This window comes from Sandarakinorhabdus glacialis (genome assembly GCF_014643455.1).
In the GTDB taxonomy this organism is placed as follows: domain Bacteria; phylum Pseudomonadota; class Alphaproteobacteria; order Sphingomonadales; family Sphingomonadaceae; genus Sandarakinorhabdus; species Sandarakinorhabdus glacialis.
Genome location: NZ_BMJM01000001.1, coordinates 189145 through 206861 on the forward strand (window position 1 = coordinate 189145; position 17717 = coordinate 206861).

The 17717-nt window shown below is 66.0% G+C and carries 22 protein-coding genes and 1 other RNA gene; 12 read left to right on the forward strand and 11 right to left on the reverse strand.

Translation table 11 applies throughout. The annotated features are described in order from the left end of the window. Nucleotides 1-26: 26 nt before the first annotated feature. Complete coding sequence (locus IEW98_RS00970) at nucleotides 27-308, reverse strand: FAD assembly factor SdhE (RefSeq protein WP_188761057.1); 282 nt, start codon at nucleotides 306-308, stop codon at nucleotides 27-29. 125 nt (nucleotides 309-433) lie between these two features. Continuing rightward, nucleotides 434-781 carry a hypothetical protein gene (locus IEW98_RS00975; RefSeq protein WP_188761058.1) on the reverse strand — a complete coding sequence of 116 codons (348 nt, stop codon included), beginning with the start codon at nucleotides 779-781 and terminating at the stop codon, nucleotides 434-436. A gap of 25 nt (nucleotides 782-806) precedes the next feature. On the opposite strand from IEW98_RS00975, the gene IEW98_RS00980 reads away from it, so the two are divergent. The 3 genes from IEW98_RS00980 (at nucleotide 807) to IEW98_RS00990 (ending at nucleotide 3634) form a co-directional block, all read left to right on the forward strand. Continuing rightward, the gene (locus IEW98_RS00980; protein WP_188761059.1) at nucleotides 807-953 is read left to right on the forward strand and encodes a hypothetical protein; all 147 of its coding nucleotides are present in this window, start codon (nucleotides 807-809) and stop codon (nucleotides 951-953) included. A gap of 90 nt (nucleotides 954-1043) precedes the next feature. Beyond that, nucleotides 1044-3107, forward strand: a complete 2064-nt coding sequence (gene recG / locus IEW98_RS00985; protein ID WP_188761060.1) for an ATP-dependent DNA helicase RecG — start codon at nucleotides 1044-1046, stop codon at nucleotides 3105-3107. A 38-nt stretch (nucleotides 3108-3145) separates the two neighbouring features. Then, a complete protein-coding gene (locus IEW98_RS00990) occupies nucleotides 3146-3634 on the forward strand; it encodes a hypothetical protein (protein WP_188761061.1) in 489 nt (162 codons plus the stop codon). Between the two features lie 319 nt (nucleotides 3635-3953). Here IEW98_RS00990 and rnpB read toward each other — a convergent pair. Beyond that, nucleotides 3954-4336: RNase P RNA component class A (gene rnpB, locus IEW98_RS00995), an RNA gene on the reverse strand. Between the two features lie 56 nt (nucleotides 4337-4392). Here rnpB and IEW98_RS01000 point away from each other — a divergent pair. Beyond that, entirely contained in the window at nucleotides 4393-4683 is a 291-nt protein-coding gene (locus IEW98_RS01000) for a DUF6522 family protein (protein ID WP_188761062.1), read from the forward strand. 1 nt (nucleotide 4684) lies between these two features. On the opposite strand, the gene IEW98_RS01005 is transcribed toward IEW98_RS01000, so the two are convergent. From IEW98_RS01005 to pgsA, 4 genes are all read right to left on the reverse strand, one after another. Continuing rightward, nucleotides 4685-5326, reverse strand: coding sequence for an HdeD family acid-resistance protein (locus IEW98_RS01005; RefSeq protein WP_188761063.1), 642 nt, complete (start codon nucleotides 5324-5326; stop codon nucleotides 4685-4687). Between the two features lie 80 nt (nucleotides 5327-5406). Continuing rightward, nucleotides 5407-5835, reverse strand: coding sequence for a molybdenum cofactor biosynthesis protein MoaE (locus IEW98_RS01010; RefSeq protein WP_188761064.1), 429 nt, complete (start codon nucleotides 5833-5835; stop codon nucleotides 5407-5409). Nucleotides 5836-5898: 63 nt separating this feature from the next. Beyond that, nucleotides 5899-6150, reverse strand: a complete 252-nt coding sequence (gene moaD, locus IEW98_RS01015; RefSeq protein ID WP_188761065.1) for a molybdopterin converting factor subunit 1 — start codon at nucleotides 6148-6150, stop codon at nucleotides 5899-5901. 1 nt (nucleotide 6151) lies between these two features. Then, nucleotides 6152-6709 carry a CDP-diacylglycerol--glycerol-3-phosphate 3-phosphatidyltransferase gene (pgsA, locus tag IEW98_RS01020; RefSeq protein WP_188761066.1) on the reverse strand — a complete coding sequence of 186 codons (558 nt, stop codon included), beginning with the start codon at nucleotides 6707-6709 and terminating at the stop codon, nucleotides 6152-6154. Between the two features lie 52 nt (nucleotides 6710-6761). Here pgsA and IEW98_RS01025 point away from each other — a divergent pair, with 52 nt between their 5' ends. The 3 genes from IEW98_RS01025 (at nucleotide 6762) to IEW98_RS01035 (ending at nucleotide 8768) form a co-directional block, all read left to right on the forward strand. Further along, nucleotides 6762-7433 carry a nitroreductase gene (locus IEW98_RS01025; protein WP_188761067.1) on the forward strand — a complete coding sequence of 224 codons (672 nt, stop codon included), beginning with the start codon at nucleotides 6762-6764 and terminating at the stop codon, nucleotides 7431-7433. Between the two features lie 48 nt (nucleotides 7434-7481). Beyond that, on the forward strand, nucleotides 7482-8042 hold the full coding sequence (locus IEW98_RS01030) for a murein L,D-transpeptidase catalytic domain family protein (protein ID WP_188761068.1): 561 nt from the start codon (nucleotides 7482-7484) through the stop codon (nucleotides 8040-8042). A 156-nt stretch (nucleotides 8043-8198) separates the two neighbouring features. After that, on the forward strand, nucleotides 8199-8768 hold the full coding sequence (locus IEW98_RS01035; RefSeq protein WP_207792465.1) for a carboxymuconolactone decarboxylase family protein: 570 nt from the start codon (nucleotides 8199-8201) through the stop codon (nucleotides 8766-8768). Here the strand turns inward: IEW98_RS01035 and IEW98_RS01040 are convergent, their stop codons facing one another. Next, nucleotides 8769-9461, reverse strand: coding sequence for a glutathione S-transferase family protein (locus tag IEW98_RS01040; protein ID WP_188761069.1), 693 nt, complete (start codon nucleotides 9459-9461; stop codon nucleotides 8769-8771). Nucleotides 9462-9561: 100 nt separating this feature from the next. On the opposite strand from IEW98_RS01040, the gene IEW98_RS01045 reads away from it, so the two are divergent. After that, nucleotides 9562-10584, forward strand: a complete 1023-nt coding sequence (locus IEW98_RS01045) for a potassium channel family protein (RefSeq protein WP_188761070.1) — start codon at nucleotides 9562-9564, stop codon at nucleotides 10582-10584. 31 nt (nucleotides 10585-10615) lie between these two features. Here the strand turns inward: IEW98_RS01045 and IEW98_RS01050 are convergent, their stop codons facing one another. Both IEW98_RS01050 and uvrC read right to left on the reverse strand, forming a co-directional pair. After that, a complete protein-coding gene (locus IEW98_RS01050; protein WP_188761071.1) occupies nucleotides 10616-10966 on the reverse strand; it encodes a hypothetical protein in 351 nt (116 codons plus the stop codon). 132 nt (nucleotides 10967-11098) lie between these two features. Next, complete coding sequence (gene uvrC, locus IEW98_RS01055) at nucleotides 11099-13021, reverse strand: excinuclease ABC subunit UvrC (protein WP_188761072.1); 1923 nt, start codon at nucleotides 13019-13021, stop codon at nucleotides 11099-11101. Between the two features lie 192 nt (nucleotides 13022-13213). On the opposite strand from uvrC, the gene IEW98_RS01060 reads away from it, so the two are divergent. From IEW98_RS01060 to IEW98_RS01070, 3 genes are all read left to right on the forward strand, one after another. After that, complete coding sequence (locus IEW98_RS01060) at nucleotides 13214-14434, forward strand: alkaline phosphatase family protein (protein ID WP_188761073.1); 1221 nt, start codon at nucleotides 13214-13216, stop codon at nucleotides 14432-14434. Nucleotides 14435-14562: 128 nt separating this feature from the next. Then, on the forward strand, nucleotides 14563-15321 hold the full coding sequence (locus tag IEW98_RS01065) for an SDR family NAD(P)-dependent oxidoreductase (RefSeq protein WP_188761074.1): 759 nt from the start codon (nucleotides 14563-14565) through the stop codon (nucleotides 15319-15321). After that, on the forward strand, nucleotides 15318-15752 hold the full coding sequence (locus IEW98_RS01070) for a dihydroneopterin aldolase (RefSeq protein ID WP_188761075.1): 435 nt from the start codon (nucleotides 15318-15320) through the stop codon (nucleotides 15750-15752). Before IEW98_RS01065 ends, IEW98_RS01070 begins: the two co-directional genes overlap by 4 nt. 60 nt (nucleotides 15753-15812) lie before the next feature. Here the strand turns inward: IEW98_RS01070 and IEW98_RS01075 are convergent, their stop codons facing one another. Further along, nucleotides 15813-16610 carry a hypothetical protein gene (locus IEW98_RS01075; RefSeq protein ID WP_188761076.1) on the reverse strand — a complete coding sequence of 266 codons (798 nt, stop codon included), beginning with the start codon at nucleotides 16608-16610 and terminating at the stop codon, nucleotides 15813-15815. Between the two features lie 393 nt (nucleotides 16611-17003). On the opposite strand from IEW98_RS01075, the gene IEW98_RS01080 reads away from it, so the two are divergent. Next, entirely contained in the window at nucleotides 17004-17621 is a 618-nt protein-coding gene (locus IEW98_RS01080; RefSeq protein WP_243450491.1) for an energy transducer TonB, read from the forward strand. Nucleotides 17622-17717 lie beyond the last annotated feature (96 nt).

The following is a 17717-nucleotide window of genomic DNA, read 5'->3' on the forward strand; positions in this document are numbered from 1 at the left end:
CGCCCCCTTGAGGGAAAGGAAAGGCGTCAGCGCATTGCAACGGCGACATAATCAAGCTTTTTCAACGCGTCCAGCATCGGGCCTTCGAAAGTTTCGGGTGCCACAATTGTCCCGAATGCCCAGCCCATGACATCGACATCCTGTTCATCGAGCAACGATTCGAACCAGCGGAGTTGGGCGTCGTCCCAGCCTTGGGCATATCGATCGGCAAAGCCGCCGATCATCAGATCGGCCTCACGAGTTCCGCGATGCCACGCGCGGAACTGCAATCGGCGTAGGCGGTGATCGAGGCTGACGGGTTCGTCCATGGCAGCGCCTCTTGCTGAAAATGCAAAATCCGCACTGCAAGAACTGCAGCGCGGCGGAAAGTGAAATAACTTTCATAGGCATGTGACAACGTCGGCTCAAGCGCCGTCTTGTCACGTCCGGGATGTTAGCCTATTTTTCGAACCGTGAGATGTATTTTCAGCCTTGCACGTGCCATTGTCGTGGTTTCGTTAATCATCATCGGAACTTCGGGGCCCGCTATGGCTTGTCCTCCTGCCGCAGCGACATCCATGGCCAATATGAAGGGGGTTGGCCACCACCCGGCGGGTGGGGCGATGGCGTGCAAACAGGTTTGCCTTGCGTGTCTTGTATTGCCCGATCTCATGCCGGTTTCGGTAGTTATCGTTTGGGCTGCGCCGGCGGCATATTCCGCCCTTGCGCAAGCCTTGCTAAACGGTTCAGTGGCACCGGAATTGCCGCCGCCGCGAATTGCAATGGATTGAATCTTGTTCATCTACTCAATTTGCGAGACACTTAAAATGAAAAAGTTGATTATTGCGGCTAGCGTCACGTTGTTCGCCTCGACATCTGCACTTGCGACCAATCCGTCGGTCGTCGCGAAGGCAGCCAGCGCGTGCTGCACCATTGCAGCGGCGTGCTGTGAAGCGGTGATGGGTTGCTGCTAAACGCCTGATTGCGGGATGACAAGGACGCCGGCGGCCATTTAGTCGCCGGCGTTTTCGTATGGGTGGGCTGCGTGCTAAACGCTTTGCGCAATGCGGCCCGCCATCCTCAATTCCCTGTTTGCCGAGACCGCGACGTTGAAGGGCGTCGGCAGCGCATTGGTGCGACAAATAACGCGACTGAAGCTGACCCGGGTGGTCGATCTGCTGTTCCATCTGCCGATCATGGCGATCGAACGCGTGCAGGTGGACCATATCGACGAATCGCTGGTTGGGCGGCCGATTATCGCGGTGCTGACCATCGTGCGGCACGATAGCGGCGGCCCGCGGAGGCCGCTGCGGGTGCGCGCGGTTGATAGCGGCGGGCAATGGGTAGACCTGGTGTTTTTCGGGCAATCGGGGGCCTGGGCGCGGTCGAAACTGCCGATCCAGGAAACGCGGCGGATTTCGGGGAAGCTCGATCGTTATGGGCAGACCTTGCAGATTTCGCATCCGGAGATTTCGCTGCCGGGGGAGGCGATGGGGCCGATGCTGCGCGAGCCAGTCTATCCGCTGACCGAGGGCGTTACCAACAAGCGGATGGGGCAGATTGTCGGGATGGCGCTCGAGAAGGCGCCGGAATTGCCCGAGTGGATCGAGCCGAGCGTGCTCGAGCGGCATGGCTGGATCGGCTGGCGCGGGGCGTTGACGGCGGCGCATGAGCTGAACGGCGAGGGCAAGGCAAAAGATCGCCTGGCGTATGACGAGCTGCTGGCGAACCAGCTGGCGTTGCTGCTGGTGCGGCGGGATACGCGTGAGCGGCGGGGGCGGCCGCTGGCGGGGGATGGGCGGCTGACGGAGCCGATGGTGGCGAGCTTGCCTTGGGCGTTGACCGGGGCGCAGCGGCGCGTGCTGGGGGAGATTACCGGCGACATGGCGCAGGCGTCGCCGATGTTGCGGCTGCTGCAGGGCGATGTCGGATCGGGCAAGACATTGGTGGCGCTGGTGTCGATGCTGGCGGCGGTCGAGGCGGGGGCGCAGGCGGCGTTGCTGGCGCCGACCGAGATTTTGGCGCGGCAGCATTTTGCGACGATTTCGAAGCTGGTGGCGGGGTTGCCGGTCCGGGTGGCGATCCTGACGGGGCGCGACAAGGGCAAGGTGCGGGCGGATTTGCTCGATGATTTGGCGATGGGGCGGATAGATATCCTGATCGGCACGCATGCGATTTTCCAGGAGGCGGTGGAGTATCACGACTTGGGCCTCGTGGTGGTCGATGAGCAGCACCGCTTTGGGGTGGCGCAGCGGTTGATGCTGGCGAACAAGGCGAAGGCGCCGCCGCATTTGCTGGCGATGACGGCGACGCCGATTCCCCGGAGTTTGCAGCTGACGGCGTATGGCGAGATGGACGGGTCGCAGATCGACGAGCTGCCGCCGGGGCGGCAGCCGATCGAGACGCGGGTGATGGCGGTCGAGCGGTTGGACGAGGTCGTCGAGGGATTGGGTCGGCATCTCGCGGCCGGGGGGCAAGCGTATTGGGTTTGCCCGCTCGTCGAGGGGTCGGAGACGGGGGACGAGGCGGCGGCGAAATTGCGGGCGGCGATGCTGAAGGCGCGATTCGGTGGGGGTGTCGGCATGGTTCATGGGCGGATGAAGCCAGCGGAGAAGGACGCTGTTATGTCGGCGTTTTCGGCGGGGGAGCTGGGCCTGCTGGTGGCGACGACGGTGATCGAGGTCGGGGTCGATGTGCCGAATGCGACGTTGATGGTGATCGAGGCGGCGGAGCGGTTCGGGCTGGCGCAATTGCACCAGCTGCGCGGGCGGGTCGGGCGCGGCGAGGGGCGGTCGGTGTGTTTGCTGCTGCGGGGCGGGGAATTGAGCGAGACAGCGCGGGCGCGGTTGAAGCTGATGCGTGAGACGAATGATGGCTTTCGGATTGCCGAGGAGGATCTGCGGCTGCGCGGGGCGGGGGAGATTTTGGGGGTGAGGCAATCGGGAGAGGCGGCGTTTCGGCTGGCGGACCCCGAGCGGACGGCGAAATTTGTCGGGGTGGCGCGGGATGATGCGCGGTTGCTGCTGGACCGGGATGGCGGGCTGGCGGGGCCGCGGGGGCAGGCGGCGCGGACGTTGTTGTACCTGTTCGAGCGCGATGCGGGGGTGGCGTTGCTGCGATCGGGGTGAGGGGGTATGGCGGGCGTGATTTTGAATTGGTGCGCTTGATGATGTGGTTTCGCGGGTTTTTACTGGCGGTATTGGTGGCTGGGCCGGCGGTGGCGGCGAGCAATGCCGAGGCGCTGGCGGCGGGGGTGGATGCCTTTGGCCGGCAGGATTATGCCACCGCGCGGGCGGAGTTGCGGCCGATGGCGGACAATGGATCGGCGATTGCCGAGACGCTGATGGGGGTGATGGCGGCGAAGGGGTGGGGCGGACGGGCCGATCCGGCGGCGGCAGCGGCGTGGTGGATGCGGGCGGCGAACCGGGGGTATGCGCCGGCGCAGCTGGCATTGGCGAAGGCGCTGGCGAAGGGGAGCGGGGTGACCGCGAATCCGGGTGCGGCATGGGTTTGGGCGCAGCTGGCGGCGGCTTCGGGGAGCGGGATTTCGGCCGAGGCGGGAGCTTTGGCGCGGGAGTTGGCGGAAGGTTTTTCGGCTGAGCGGCTGGGGGTGCTTGAGGGGGAACGGGCGGCTTGGCGGCCTTGGGCTGGCTAGGCGACGCGCGGCCGGCGGGCAGCGTAGCGCGGGACAGGCGCCGGCCCGGACGGCGGGGCGGCGCGAGCGAAGCGCGGCGGATTTGTGTGATGGTGGGGGCTTTGCCCGCGCCCTTCTTGCTTTTGTGGGGGAGGGAGGGACCCCTCACCCCGCTCGGCTGAAGGGCCGAGTCGCCCTCTCCCGCAGGGGGAGAGGGTAGAATAGCAAGGGCACGGGCGAAGCCCGTGCTGACGTCAGACGAGTTCGGTCGGGGAGTCCGACCGCCTCGCTGGCCGCGCTGGCGCCTGTCGGCGCGCGGCTCGCGCGCTCGCGGCGCTGCGCGGTCAGAGGATCTATAAGCCGGGTTCTGTCTGGAGCTTTCACTCCTGGACGATCATTCCTCTAGGACTGCCGTTGCCGACAGCCTCAAGCAACCAACCCGGACGACGGGGCCGGTTCCTGCCCTGTGGTTGCCCACGTGCCGTCCCTATTCGGTCTTGCTCCCGGTGGGGTTTGCCATGCCGCTTTGGTTGCCCATCGCGCGGTGCGCTTTTACCGCACCCTTTCACCCTTGCCTGTAACTCCCGGGGGAGCCCATCGGCGGTCTGCTCTCTGTGGCACTTTCCCTGGGGTCGCCCCCGCCGGGCGTTACCCGGCACCGCGTTCCGTGGAGCCCGGACTTTCCTCCCCCATTTGCATGGCGGCGATCGCCCGATCCTCTGACCGCGTGCGGGGCTTAACAGCTTGCGTGGCGCTCTGCCAGCGACCATGCGCAGGCGATGATCGAGATCGAACAGGACGGCGGTTTCACCGTGCCGGCGGAAGTCATCGGCGAGGGGCTGAAGATCGACGCCGCCGATGTGCAAGCGTTGTTGAAGGCCGGCGCGATCGCGACGTCGAGCGAGGCCGGTGTCGGTGATGATTTCGGCACGTTTCGGCTGACGTTTTCGACGCGGCACCGGCGGTTGCGACTGGTTGTCGATGCCCTCGGTGATGTGGTGTCGCGGTCGGTGCTCGATTTCGGCAGCGAGCCGTTGCCGCCGGGGACCCGCCGCCCCGGCGCGGTTTGAATCAGGCTTTTACCGCTTTGTAGCGGCTGCGCAGGACGAAGCTGAGGATCAGGAAAAAGATCCCGAAAACCAGCGTGTAGATGCCGAACCAGATGGTCAGCACCAGCGCGCCGAGCAGTGGCTGGGTGAGCAGCAGGGCGCCCCAGACGATCGACAGCGCGCCGGCGGCGGCGAGCCACCAGCGGCCGTGATCGAGTTGCAGCTTGAGGGCGGCGATGATCAGCGAGATGCCGCCGAGGATGGCCCAGAATGCCATGACGTAGAGGAACACCCGGACCGCGAATTGCGGCATGCCGAGGATGACGCCGGCGGCGACGAGGCTGACGACGGCCTGGATGAGCAGCCAGCCCCAGGGCTTGCCCTTACCGGCGGCGCGGATGGCCGAGATGACGCCGGCGAGGCCGTCGGCGATGGCATAGACGACGAACAGCAGCAGGAGCGCGCCCAGGGTGGCGATCGGGTTAACAAGCGCGAAGATGCCGATGCAGACGCCGAGGATGCCGCGGATGGCGACATAGCCCCAGTCGCGTGCGAGCGCAGGACTGAGGTCGTCGACCAAGGTGTTGGGCGTTGATGGGACGATGCTCGGGGAGTCGGGCAAAGGTGCGTTTACCGTAGTTGCCGGCACTGGCTCGATAGTCATGGTCTGTATCCCCCGATGAGTTCGGACCCGTAATAACTTAATAGCGGGTGATGGGAAAGCGGCAACTATGAGGGGTGAATCTAGGGCTTGTCCCAGCGCGCGGCGGCCTCGTCGTCGCTCGACTTGGCGGCGACCCAGCCGGCGCCGGCCTCGTGTTTCCAGAAGGGCGCGCGGGTTTTGAGCCAGTCCATGAGGAATTCGGCGGCCTCGAAGGCGGCGGCGCGGTGGGCTGAGGCGATCGCAACGAGGACGATGGGGTCGCCGGGGGCGAGCGTGCCGAAGCGGTGGATGACGGTGCCGGCGATGCCGGGCCAGCGGGTAAGGGCCTCGGCGGCGATCGCGGCGAGCTGGCGATTCGTCATGGTGGGATAATGTTCGAGGGTGAGGGCGACATCGCGGACGAGGCCGGTGAAGGTGACGATGGCGCCGATGTCGGTGCGGCCGGTGGTAAGGGCGGCGGTCTCGGCGGCGGCGTCGAAGGGGTGCGGTTGGGTGCGAGTGGTGATCATTCGGCGGCGATCGACAAGAAGAAACTGGGTCCCGGGTCAAGCCCGGGATGACAGGTGGGGGAGTCAGCCACCGGTGACGGGCGGGAAGATGGCTATTTCGCGGGCGCCCGCGATGGGGGCATCGAGGGCGACGAAGTCTTCGTCGAGGGCGACGCGGATGGTGGCGCGGTCGGCGAGGGCGGCGGCGTGGCCGGGGCTTTGCTGGGCGAGCCAGTCGAGCAGGTCGGCGATGGTGACGGCGGTTGCCGGCAGGGCGAGGGTCTCGGCGCCGGTGCCGATGCGCTCGCGGACCCAGGCGAAGTAGAGGAAATCCACGTTACGCCATGTGCTTGAGGCCGACGCGGAGATAGTCGTAGCCGGTGACGAGGGTGAGGGCGGCGGCGATCCACAGGCTGGCGATGCCGATTTCGAGCGCCGGCAGCCATGGCAGCAGCACTGGCGCCGAGCCGGCGAGGACGAGGGCGCCCAGCGCAATCATTTGGAAGGCGGTTTTCCATTTGGCGAGGCGCGAGACCGGCAGCGAGACCTGGAGGCTGGCGAGATATTCACGCAGGCCCGAGACGATGATCTCACGCAGCAGGATGATCAGCGCGGCGATGACGGCGAGGCCGTGGACGAGGCCCGAATGGATAAGCATGACGATCGTTGCCGCGACCATGATCTTGTCGGCGATGGGATCGAGGAAGACGCCGATCTTCGACACCGTGCCCTGGGCGCGGGCGAGATAGCCATCGAGGTAGTCGGTAAGGCCGGCGATGCTGAAAACGACGAAGGCGGTGAACCATTGCCAATGGCCGGTGCCCCACATCAGGGCCACCAGCAGCGGCACGGCGAGGATCCGGCTGAGGGTCAGCAGATTGGGGAGGCTGGACAACACCGCCTATCCCTAGGCAATTCGGGCCTGCGATGAAAGTAGGGGAAATGAGATGAGAGTCAGTGAGGCGATCGGGTCGCGGCGGTCGGTGCGCGGCTTCCTCGAGACACCGGTCGATCCGGCGGTGATCCGGCGGGTGGTCGAGACGGCGGCGCGGGCGCCTTCGGGGGGCAATGTCCAGCCATGGCATATCGACGTGGTCGCGGGCGCGCCGCTGGCCGAGCTGAAGACCATCATGCAGGCGAAGATCCGCGAACTGCCGCAGGGCGAGCCGACCGAATACGACATTTATCCCAAGGTCCTGCCGACGCCGTACAAGGACTACCGCTTTGCCGTGGGCGAGGAATTGTACCGGGCGCTGGGGATTCCGCGCGAGGACAAGATGAAGCGGATGATGTGGTTCGCGCGCAATTTCCAGTTCTTCGATGCCCCCGTCGCACTGTTCTGTTCGGTGGCAAAAACGATGGGACCGCCGCAGTGGAGCGATCTTGGCATGTATCTCCAGTCGGTGATGCTGCTGCTGCGTGAAGAAGGCCTCGATTCATGCCCGCAGGAGTGCTGGGCGATCTATCCTGCGACGATCCGTGGTTTTCTCGGGATACCCGAGGACCGGATGCTGTTCACCGGCATGGCGATCGGGTTTAAGAACGAAGCTGATCCTGCCAATGCGGCGCGTGCCGTGCGGGCACCCTTGGCGGACTTCGCGACGTTTCGCGGTATTTGAACGACAGGACCTTGATTGCTCGATCGCAGGGGCTTTTTCGCGAGTGTGATGGCGGGCGCGGCCCTGGCAGCGGTGCCGGCCGCGGCTGTGGTCGCAACTCCGATCGATGCGCGGCTGCGCGAACGGGCGATGAGCGCGTTTGCCAGGCATCGCGGGCGGGTGCGTTTTACCGATGTGATCGGCGTGGCGGACTATAGCCAGCCGTCGCGCGAGAAGCGCTTTCACCTCGTCAATGTCGGCAGCGGCGCGGTGACATCGCTGCTGGTGGCGCACGGGCGTGGGTCGGATCCGCAGCATACCGGGTGGCTGACGCGGTTTTCCAACGACGACGGCAGCAATGCCTCGTGCGCCGGGGCGTTCGTGACCGATAATGAATATGTCGGCAAACATGGCCGGTCGATGCGGCTGACCGGGCTGGAGCCGAGCAATTGCAATGCGATGGAACGCGCGATCGTCGTCCATGCGGCGCCGTATGTGAATGCGGCGATGGCGCGGGACCTGGGCAAGGTCGGGCGAAGTCTGGGGTGCTTTACGGTGACCGAGGCCGACCTGGACCAGGTGCTGACGCGGCTGGGGCCGGGGCATTTCCTGTATTCGGACAAGGTCTAGGGCTTCCGGCGGCTGGGGCCTTGGCCCCAGACCCCACTCGATCTGTCCCTGATGAATGGGGTCTGGGGCCTGAGGCCCCAGCCGCCGGAGGCTCGCTTAAATGCGCATTGCGGGGCGGCACCGCGGGGCACAGTCTGGCGGCGAAGGAGAGCTGCCATGGACATGCCGCATCGGATCGACAGCCCACGCATTGCGCCGCTCGAGCCAAGCGAGTGGGCCCCGAAATTGCACGAGCAACTGCTTGGCAATCGCCCGGCCGAGATGGGCGGTGCGGCGGCGCCGGTGTTTAATATCTTCAAGACATTGGCAAATCATCCAAGGCTGGCGGGGCAGTTCGGGCGGTGGGGCAACCAGATCCTGTTTCGCTCGTCGCTGTCGGCGCGGGACCGCGAGCTGGCGATCCTGCGGGTGGGGTGGCTGTGCCGCGCGACCTATGAATGGCATCATCACGTGGCGATCGCGCGCGATCATGCCGGGATGAGCGAGGCGGATATCGAGTTGGCGCGGGTAGGGCCGACGGACGGCGGGTCGGCCGATGACGTGCTGCTGCGCGCGGTCGACGAGCTGGTCGGCGATCATTTCGTGTCGGCGGCGACATGGGCACTGCTGGCGGAGCGTTATCAGCAGGTGCAGTTGATCGACCTGGTGTTCGTCGTCGGGCAATATGTGATGGTCAGCATGGCGCTGAACAGCTTTGGCGTGCAACTCGAGCCTGAATATCGTTGATCAGGCTTCGCGGCGGCCCATCTCGAGAAAAGGCCGGGCGCGTTCGGCGATCTTGCGCAGGTCTTCCTCGTCTTCGCTCTTGACCTTGGCGGGCTCGGGGACGGTGATGCCGCGCTGGACGGCGGGACGCTCGGCGATGGCGGCTTTCCAGCGTTGGAGGTTGGGCAGGCCATCGGTTTCGACGCCCGACCATTTGGCGGTGCGGACCCAGCACCAGTTCGCCATGTCGGCGATGCTGTAGTCGCCGGCGAGATATTCGTGGCGGGCGAGCTGGCCGTCGAGGACGGCGAACAAGCGGCGGACCTCGCCCTGGAAGCGGGCAATCGCGGCGGGGATTTTTTCGGGGAAATAGCGGTAGAAGACGTTGGCCTGGCCCATCATCGGGCCGATGCCGCCCATCTGGAACATCAGCCACTGGACAACGCGACTGCGGCCGTGTGGGTCGGACGGCATGAACAGGCCGGTCTTTTCGGCGAGGTGGAGGAGGATGGCGCCCGATTCGAAGATCGGGAAACCGTCGTCGACGAGGGCGGGGACGCGGCCGTTGGGACTGAGCGCGAGAAATTTCGGGAGCTTTTGTTCGCCAGCGGTGAGGTCGATTTTCACCACGTCATAGGCAAGCGCCATTTCCTCCAGCGCAACCGAGACCTTGTAACCATTGGGAGTGGCGGCGGTGTAGAGAGTCAGGGTCATCCGAGGCGCTCCGGCGCGGTGTGCACGGCCGGGTAATAGCAGAATTTTGCGGAATGCAGGGGTGGATTGCTAGCCGCGCGCGAACCATTACTGTGGGGCGATGGCAGCGGACAGGAACTGGCTTCGGCTGCAGCGACCAGATGCGCTGGGACCGGGTGCGTCGCTGGGGCTGCGCGCGCTGCTGGTGTTCGGATTGATCGGTGTTGCGCTGGCGGGGCACTGGTTCGACCGGACCGGGTTGAAGGACAACGCCGATAACGTCGTGAGCTTCAGCGACGTGGTCTATTTCACCGCAATAACGGTCGCGTCGGTGGGCTATGGCGATATTGTGCCGGTTACCGACCAGGCGCGGATGTTCGATACGTTCGTGGTGACGCCGATTCGCCTGTTCATCTGGCTGATTTTCCTCGGAACGGCGTATGATTTCGTTTTCAAGCGACTTTGGGACCGGTGGCACATGCAGAGAATCCAGGGCGAATTGCACGGGCACTGCGTCGTCTGCGGCTATGGCGCGACCGGGGCGGCGACGGTTGCCGAACTGTGCCGCGGCGAGACCGAACCGTTGCAGATCGTCGTCATCGATCCCGACCCGGACCGTGTGGCGTTGGCGGTGGCGTGCGGGGCAACGGGCCTCGTCGGCGACGCCAGCCATAACGAAGTCCTGTCGGCGGCGCGGGTCGAGACGGCGTGCGCCGTGCTGGTCAGTACCGGGCGCGACGATACGGCGGCGCTGGTGGTTCTGAGCGCGCGGCAGCTTTCCCCGCAGGCGCATATCTCGGCGCTGGTGAAATCGGGTGAGAATGCCGGGCTGATGCGCCAGGCCGGGGCCAATGCGGTGGTCAATCCGGTCGACCTGGGCGGGCAGCTGCTGGCGCGGGCAACGAGCAGCGCGCGGGTGGTCGATTATGTTAGCGACCTGGTGACCAGTTCGGGGGAAGTGTGTTTGCAGGAGCGGCCGGTGACGGCGGGCGAGATCGGCACGCCGTTGACGGGGATCAAGACCGGCCTTGGCGTGCGGATCGATCGCGGCGGGTCGATCATGGGATTCTGGGAAACGGCGGCGGTAAAGCTGGCGGCGGGGGACGTGATCGTCGAGATCGTCGGGCGTCCGGCCGGGACGTAACCCGCGCCGCCGGGCGGCGCGGGTGAAAGGGTCAGTTGGTCGGGGGCGTGCCGGTCGTTGGCGTGGCGACCCCTGGAGGGGCGGTGGTGCCGGTGGTGTTGGTGCCGGTGCCGGTGGTGCCGCCGGTCATGCCGGTGTCGCCGGTCGTTCCAGTGCCGGTCGTGCCGGCAGGGGCCATCGGGTCTGTAGCCATTGGATCGGCAGGGGCGGTGCCGTCGGTCGGGGTGGTCATGGTGCCGGTGTCGCCGGCCATGCCGGTGCCCGAATCGGTGGGGGCCGGTGTCATCGTGCCGTCGGTGGTTGTCGTGGTGCTGGTGGTGTCGGAGGTCTTGGCGGATTCGCCGCATGCGGCTAGCGCCAGCGTGGCGGGAATTGCGAGCATCAGGACCAGATTGGGACTTCGCATCGGTCGGTTCCTTATGTGGCGGTTGGATAAGGAACGAACGTTTGCGCTGCGTCGCGGCTCCGTCAGGTGCGGCGAGCCGCCGCAGTCCCGGGCGGCGATTTTGCGATGTCAGCCGTGCTGGTGGAAATGGCCGTGAATGGCCTCGGCCATGGCCTTGCTGATGCCGGGTGCGCGTTCGAGATCCTGGAGCGTGGCGCCGCGGACGGCGCGGCTGGTGCCGAAGTGCATGAGCAATGCTTTCTTGCGCGCCGGGCCGATGCCGGGGACGTCGTCGAGCGGGTTGGCGGCGATCGACTTGGAGCGCTTGGCGCGGTGGGCGCCGATGGCGAAGCGATGGGCTTCGTCGCGCAGGCGCTGGAGGAAGAACAACACGGGGGCGTTGGGGGGCAGGTGAAGTTCCTTACCTGACGGCAAATGGAAGGTTTCGCGGCCGGCGTCGCGGTCGAAGCCCTTGGAAACGCCGATGACGCAGACATTGTCGACGCCGAGTTCGGCGAGGGCTTCGTTGACTGAGGACAGCTGGCCGCGGCCGCCGTCGATGAGGACGAGGTCGGGCCATTCGCCGGCGCTGCGGTCGGGGTCTTCCTTTTCGAGGCGGGCGAAACGGCGGCCTAGCATGGCCTTCATCATGGCGAAATCGTCGCCGGGGGTGATGCTCGGGTCGTTCATGTTGAACTTGCGGTACTGATTCTTGATGAAGCCTTCGGGGCCGGCGACGATCATCGCGCCGAGTGCGTTGGTGCCCATTATGTGACTGTTGTCATAGACTTCGATGCGTTTGGGCGGCTCGCCGAGATCGAAGAGGTCGGCGAGTTCGATGAGCAATTTGTGCTGGGTCGTCGATTCGGCCTGGCGGCGATCAAGGGCTTCGACGGCGTTGCGGGCGGCCTGTTCGATGAGTTGCTTGTTGGGTCCGCGCTGGGGGTTGCGGACGCCAACCCTGTGCCCGGCTTTCTCGGACAGGGCTTCGGCGAGGAGCGCGGCTTCGTCGAGGGCGCGGTCGAGGAGGAGTTCGCGGGGGGGCGGCAGCTCGTCGTAGAGCTGGGCGAGGAAGCTGGTGAGGACTTCGTCTTCGGCGACGCCTTCGGTGTGGGCGGGGAAAAAGGCGCGGTGGCCCCAGTTCTGGCCGCCGCGGATGAAGAAGACCTGGATGCACATGACGCCGGACTTGGCGGCCATGGCGACGATGTCGGCGTCGCTGGCCGAGCCTTCGGCGTTGATGGCCTGGCTGCCCTGGATGAAAGTGAGGGCGCGGAGGCGATCGCGGAGGACCGCGGCGAGTTCGAAATCGCGTGCTTCGGCAGCGGCTTGCATCGCGGTGCCGAGTTTCTTCTGGGCTTCCTGGGTGCGGCCGGAGAGGAAGGATTTGGCGTCGCCGACGAGCTCGGCATAGCTGGCGTCGTCGATGCGGGCGGTGCAGGGGGCCGAGCAGCGCTTGATCTGGTGGAGCAGGCAGGGCCGCGTGCGGTTGGCGAAAAAGCTGTCGGTGCAGGACCTTAGCAGGAAGACCTTTTGCAGCGCATTGAGGGTGGTGTTGACGGCGCCGGCGCTGGCGAAGGGGCCGTAGTAGCTGCCCTTGCCGATGCGGGCCCCGCGATGCTTGGAAATGCGAGGGAATTCATGGTCTTCGCGCAGGAAGATGAAGGGGAAACTCTTGTCGTCGCGGAGCAGGACATTGTACGGCGGACGGTAGCGCTTGATGAGTTGAGCCTCGAGCAGGAGCGCTTCGGACTCGCTGTTGGTGGTGACGATGGTCATGTCGCGGGTCTGCGAGATCATGCGTTGCAGACGGCGCGACAGGCGGGCGACCTGGGTGTAGTTCGTCACCCGGCTTTTCAAGGACCTGGCCTTGCCGATGTAGAGGACGGCGCCTTCCGAATCGGTCATGCGATAGACGCCGGGGCGGGTCGGCAGGGTGCGCAGGACGTTGCGGATGGCGGCGACGCCGCGATCGATATCGGGCGTGTCCTTGCCCTGGACGGTGAAGGTTGCGGTTTCCTCGGAGAAACGGTCGGTGGGCGGGACGGTCATCTGTGCGGGAGATTTAGGGTCGCGGCGGGCGAAGGGCAATCATGTCCGGGGTATTCGGCGGGATTGTTGCGAGGTGGTTCGGGGGCGGGAACGGGACGCGGCGGGGTTGTTTCGACCTTGTTTCGGGAATCGGGTGCTTTCAGCCTGTCATGAAGCCGGGTTAAGCGGGGGCCGAATGGATCGGCGAGGTTGATGATGCGGTTTTGGTGGATGGTTCTGGCGCTGGTGCTGGCGGGGTGCGCGACGCCGCGCGCCGAGGTTGCGAGGCCGGTGGTGCGGCCGCCGCTGATCCTGGTTTCGATCGACGGGATGCGGGCGGATTATCTGGCGCGGGGGGTGACGCCGAACCTGAAGGCGCTGGCGGCGCGCGGGGTCACCACCACGGCGATGCGGCCGAGCTTTCCGTCGGTGACGTTTCCCAACCATTACACGATCGTCACCGGCAAGCGGCCCGATCGCAACGGCATCGTCAACAACAGCATGGAGGACCCGGCGATTCCGGGGGTGCGGTTTTCGATGGGCAATCGCGATGCGGTGACCGACCGGCGCTGGTGGGACCAGGCGGAACCGGTGTGGGTGACGGCGGAGAAGGCGGGTATCCGGACGGCGCCGATGTTCTGGCCGGGGTCGGAGGCGGCGGTGCACGGTGTCCGGCCGAGCGAATGGGCGGTGTTCGACAGCAAGCTGTCGGGGGATGCGCGGGTCGACAGATTGCTCGCCTCGATCGATGCGCCGATGCGGCCGGGGTTTTTGACGCTGTATCTCGAGACGGTCGACCATGAGGGGCATATGTTTGGGCCGGATGCGCCGGAGACGGTGCGCGCGGTGGCGGGAGTCGATGCCGAAATCGGGCGGTTGCTGGCGGGGCTGAAGGGGCGCGGCATCGAGGCGAACATCATCGTGCTGGCCGATCATGGCATGGCGGCGACGGGGCCGGAGCGGGTGATATTGCTCGATGCGGTGGCGCCGGCGGCGAGTTTCCGGCTGGTGACCGGCGGCGCGGTGGCGGGGATCGCCGAGGTGCCGGGGCAGGAGGCGGCGCTGGCGGCGGGATTGTTGCGGCCGCATCCGCATATGCAGTGCTGGCGCAAGGGGGCGATTCCGGCGCGGCTGCACTACGGGGCAAATTCGCGGGTGCCGGCGATCGTCTGCATGGCCGAGGCGGGATGGTTGATCCTGGGGACCACGCCGAAGACGCCGGTGACGGTGGGCGGGATGCATGGCTATGACCCGGCGGCGCCCGAGATGGCGGCGATGTTCGTGGCGGCGGGGCCGGGGTTTCGCGAGGGGGTGACGGTGGGGGCATTCGATAATGTCGATGTTTATCCGGTGATGATGAAATTGCTGGGGGTTAAGGCTGTTGATGGGGATGGGGATGGGGGTGAGGAATTGGTGAAGGGGGCTTTGCGGTAGCCAGGTCGTGGTGGGGCAGGGTCACCCACCCCCGGCCCCTCCGTTGACGCGAAGGCGTCGCCTGCGGCTGAAGAAGGGAGGGGGGAAGACAGGGAGACAGTAGCCGGGAACTTGGCTAGGGGCGGGGGATGGAGATGCGGAACCAGACGGCGATCGTGACCGGGGGCGCCCGGCGGATCGGGGCGGCGATCGTGCGGGGGCTGGCGGCGGATGGCTGGCATGTGCTGATCCACTGCAACACGTCGCGCGAGGCGGCTGAGGCGTTGGCGGGCGAGATCGGCGGAGCGCGGGCGCGGGTGGTTGCGGCCGATCTTGTCGACGCCGATGCCGGCAGCCGAATCGTTGCGGCCGCGGCAGGAATGCCGCCGCTGCGGTTGCTGGTGAATTCGGCGTCGCGATTCGAATACGACCGGCTCGAGGATTTCGCGGTGGCGGATTTCGACCTGCACATGGCGGTCAATCTGCGGGCGCCGGCGCTGGTGACGCGGGCGTTTGCCGCGGCCGTGCCGGCGGATGAGACGTCCCTGGTGGTCAATCTGCTCGACGCCAAGCTGGAGGGGCTCAATCCCGACTATTTCACCTATACGCTGAGCAAGATCGGGCTCGAGGGGCTGACCGAGCTGGTGGCACGGACCTATGCGCCGCGGTTGCGCTGTGTCGGCATCGCGCCGGCAGTGACGCTGGTCAGCGGGCCGCAGTCGCGTGACAATTTCGAGGCGGTGCACACGCTCAATCCGCTGCGGCGCGGGGTCGAGGTCGGCGAGATCGTCGCGGCCTTGCGCTTCATCATCGCGGCACCGACTTTCAATGCCCAGACGATCGTTCTGGATGGCGGGCAGCGGCTGTTGGGGCTGGCTCGCGACGTGGCTTTCATGGTGGAAAAATGACCGACGTTTCAGTGCCAGCTGTCGATTCACTCGTGCGTGAGCCCGTCCTGACCGGCATGGTGCCAGCCGCGCTAACGCCGAAGACGCGCAAGATCATGCTCGAGGATTTCGACGTGCCGGTCGATATCGGCTTTCACGCCTTCGAGATCGGCACGCCGCAGCGGCTGCGGCTGAATATCGAAGTCTGGCTGTCGGCGGCGGCGTTTCCCGACACCGATACGGTGGCGCAGGCGTGGGATTATGACGTGCTGCGGACCTCGGTGCTCGTGCTGCTGGCCGGGCGCCGGTTCAATTTGCAGGAGACTGTCGCGCACGAGGTTTATGCGATGGTGGCGGCGCGGCACGGGGTGACCGGGGTGCGGGTATCGACGCGCAAGCCCGATATCTATGCCGATTGCGCTGCGGTGGGAGTCGAGATCAGCAGCTTTTGAGGTCTTTCGCCGCGAAGAAGAAACTGGGTCCCGGGTCAAGCCCGGGATGACAGGATAGGGTTAGCGCGTCCTTCCGCATGGCCCCAGGCTGGCGATGGCGGCGGCCCAGTCGGCGGCGAGGGCCGGATCGCCGCCGCCGGCCTTGGCGGGCAGGGCATCGGGCAGGGTGCAGGCGAGGCGATAGCGCAGCAGCGTGTCGGGGCGGACGCTGGTCGCCGATTCGTCGATGACATCGCCGCGGGCGACGGCGATGCGGCGGGGCTGGCCGGGGGCGGCGGTGACGACGAGCGTCAACGGGTTGCCATCGGCGGCGGAGAGGAAGAACTGGCTTTCGCTTTCGCCGGGGATAGTGCCGTCGGCGCGGAAGCCGTTGGAAACGCCGGTGATGACCGGGACGGCGCCGGAGCGCGCCTCGACCGCGATGGCGCGGACGCGGTCCTCGAGCGGCTGGCTCCAGTCCTGCTGGGCAATGGTGGACACGAGGCGGGTCTTGCCGTCGGCAGCCGGCGAAGCGACCCAGGCGAGGATGCGGCGGCCTTTTGGCTTGGGGGCCTTGCCGCGGGCATCGAGGGGGGTGTCCCAGAGCCAGGTCAGCGCCGGCGGGACGCTGCCGGGGGCGACCAGCGCGGCATCGACGGCGGCGGTGACCAGCAATCGCGCGCGGCCGGGGGCGATTCCGGGGCTTTGCGAATCCGGGATTCGCTCGGCACGGGTGATGTTAGCGCGAACAATGACCGGTGCGGCGAGAGTGAGATCAGCGAGGTCGGTATAGCCGAGCGGAGCGGGGATCGGGGCCGGCGCGGTGGCCGGGGCGGCGGCGAACGGGGCTGCGAGCGCTATCAGGGCTGAAACGACCAATGCGGGGCTGATCGGGGATGAAGGACGCGGAAATCTGGCCATCGCAGTGGTTTACGCCAGCACGGCGCAGCCTGCAACGCCGGGTCCGGATGGCGAAAAGACAGCGAAAACCGGGAATTTTCTTTTCGTCACAACCACGTAACAATCTCGTCCTGGGATTGACGACACGCAGACTGCAACAAAATCTTAATTGTCAAGTGGAGGCTATACCGCCCTTTTGATGCCACAAAGCGGTTGCGGCGCCGCCCGCGATGCGTTTAAGACGATTCACGGAGGGAGCGCCGACGGGTCATAGGGTAGGATTGGCCCCCGGCGTTCCGCACGAAAATTGCAATGTTTGGGAGTAATGCAGCGCTCATGGCTTACGCTGATCAGGGGATGAGCAAAAACCGCATGGTTGCATTGGGCCTCGTTGGCCTTTTGCATGTCGGCCTCGGTTACGCTTTCATCACCGGCCTCGCACTAAAGGCCGTCAAGGCCATAGTGCAGCCGCTCGAAACGGTTAACGTCAAGGAAGAGGCTCCGCCGCCTGACGAACCGCCGCCGCCGCCGCCGGAAGAGATCGAGATTCCGCCGTTCGTGCCGCCTCCGGAGGTTTCGGTCGCGCAGGAATCGGCACCGACGATCACCGTGCAGCAGCAAGTCCCGCAAGTCGCGCCGCCGGTGTTCACGCCGCCGGCACCGCCTGCTCCGCCTGCGCCTGTCGCCCTCGCCGCGCCGACGCCATCGACTCCAAAGGGTCGCGGCAACAGCATCAGCGAAGACGATTATCCCGATGCTTCGCGGCGTGCCGAGGAGCAGGGCGTGACGCGGGTTTCCTATACGGTGACCGCCGATGGTCGCGCATCGGCCTGCCGGGTGACCGCCACCAGCGGTTCGGCTCGCCTCGATGACGCAACGTGCAAGATCATCGAGCGGCGCTTCCGCTTCAACCCGGCCACCCGCGAGGGCAAGCCGGTCGAAGAAACCAAGTCGCAGCCGGTTCGCTGGCAGTTGAAGGACGCACGTTGATACGGCCGACGGCGGGGTAATCGCGCCCCGTCACCGGACCATCGCCGCAATTACCAGCTACTCAACCGAACCGAACGAAAATCGAGGGAATACAAC

Bases quoted from the DNA above. Each gene is read 5' to 3' on its own strand.
- IEW98_RS01010 (WP_188761064.1), bottom strand. From the start codon at position 5,835: ATGATCACCACTCGCACCCAACCGCACCCCTTCGACGCCGCCGCCGAG.
- IEW98_RS01060 (WP_188761073.1), top strand. From the start codon at position 13,214: ATGATGCGGTTTTGGTGGATGGTTCTGGCGCTGGTGCTGGCGGGGTGC.
- IEW98_RS01045 (WP_188761070.1), top strand. From the start codon at position 9,562: ATGGCAGCGGACAGGAACTGGCTTCGGCTGCAGCGACCAGATGCGCTG.
- recG (WP_188761060.1), top strand. From the start codon at position 1,044: ATGCGGCCCGCCATCCTCAATTCCCTGTTTGCCGAGACCGCGACGTTG.
- IEW98_RS01050 (WP_188761071.1), bottom strand. From the start codon at position 10,966: ATGCTCGCAATTCCCGCCACGCTGGCGCTAGCCGCATGCGGCGAATCC.
- IEW98_RS01000 (WP_188761062.1), top strand. From the start codon at position 4,393: ATGATCGAGATCGAACAGGACGGCGGTTTCACCGTGCCGGCGGAAGTC.
- IEW98_RS01040 (WP_188761069.1), bottom strand. From the start codon at position 9,461: ATGACCCTGACTCTCTACACCGCCGCCACTCCCAATGGTTACAAGGTC.
- IEW98_RS00975 (WP_188761058.1), bottom strand. From the start codon at position 781: ATGAACAAGATTCAATCCATTGCAATTCGCGGCGGCGGCAATTCCGGT.
- IEW98_RS01080 (WP_243450491.1), top strand. From the start codon at position 17,004: ATGGTTGCATTGGGCCTCGTTGGCCTTTTGCATGTCGGCCTCGGTTAC.
- IEW98_RS01070 (WP_188761075.1), top strand. From the start codon at position 15,318: ATGACCGACGTTTCAGTGCCAGCTGTCGATTCACTCGTGCGTGAGCCC.
- IEW98_RS00970 (WP_188761057.1), bottom strand. From the start codon at position 308: ATGGACGAACCCGTCAGCCTCGATCACCGCCTACGCCGATTGCAGTTC.
- IEW98_RS01025 (WP_188761067.1), top strand. From the start codon at position 6,762: ATGAGAGTCAGTGAGGCGATCGGGTCGCGGCGGTCGGTGCGCGGCTTC.
- IEW98_RS01065 (WP_188761074.1), top strand. From the start codon at position 14,563: ATGGAGATGCGGAACCAGACGGCGATCGTGACCGGGGGCGCCCGGCGG.
- IEW98_RS00980 (WP_188761059.1), top strand. From the start codon at position 807: ATGAAAAAGTTGATTATTGCGGCTAGCGTCACGTTGTTCGCCTCGACA.
- uvrC (WP_188761072.1), bottom strand. From the start codon at position 13,021: ATGACCGTCCCGCCCACCGACCGTTTCTCCGAGGAAACCGCAACCTTC.
- IEW98_RS01005 (WP_188761063.1), bottom strand. From the start codon at position 5,326: ATGACTATCGAGCCAGTGCCGGCAACTACGGTAAACGCACCTTTGCCC.
- IEW98_RS01030 (WP_188761068.1), top strand. From the start codon at position 7,482: ATGGCGGGCGCGGCCCTGGCAGCGGTGCCGGCCGCGGCTGTGGTCGCA.
- IEW98_RS00990 (WP_188761061.1), top strand. From the start codon at position 3,146: ATGATGTGGTTTCGCGGGTTTTTACTGGCGGTATTGGTGGCTGGGCCG.
- IEW98_RS01035 (WP_207792465.1), top strand. From the start codon at position 8,199: ATGGACATGCCGCATCGGATCGACAGCCCACGCATTGCGCCGCTCGAG.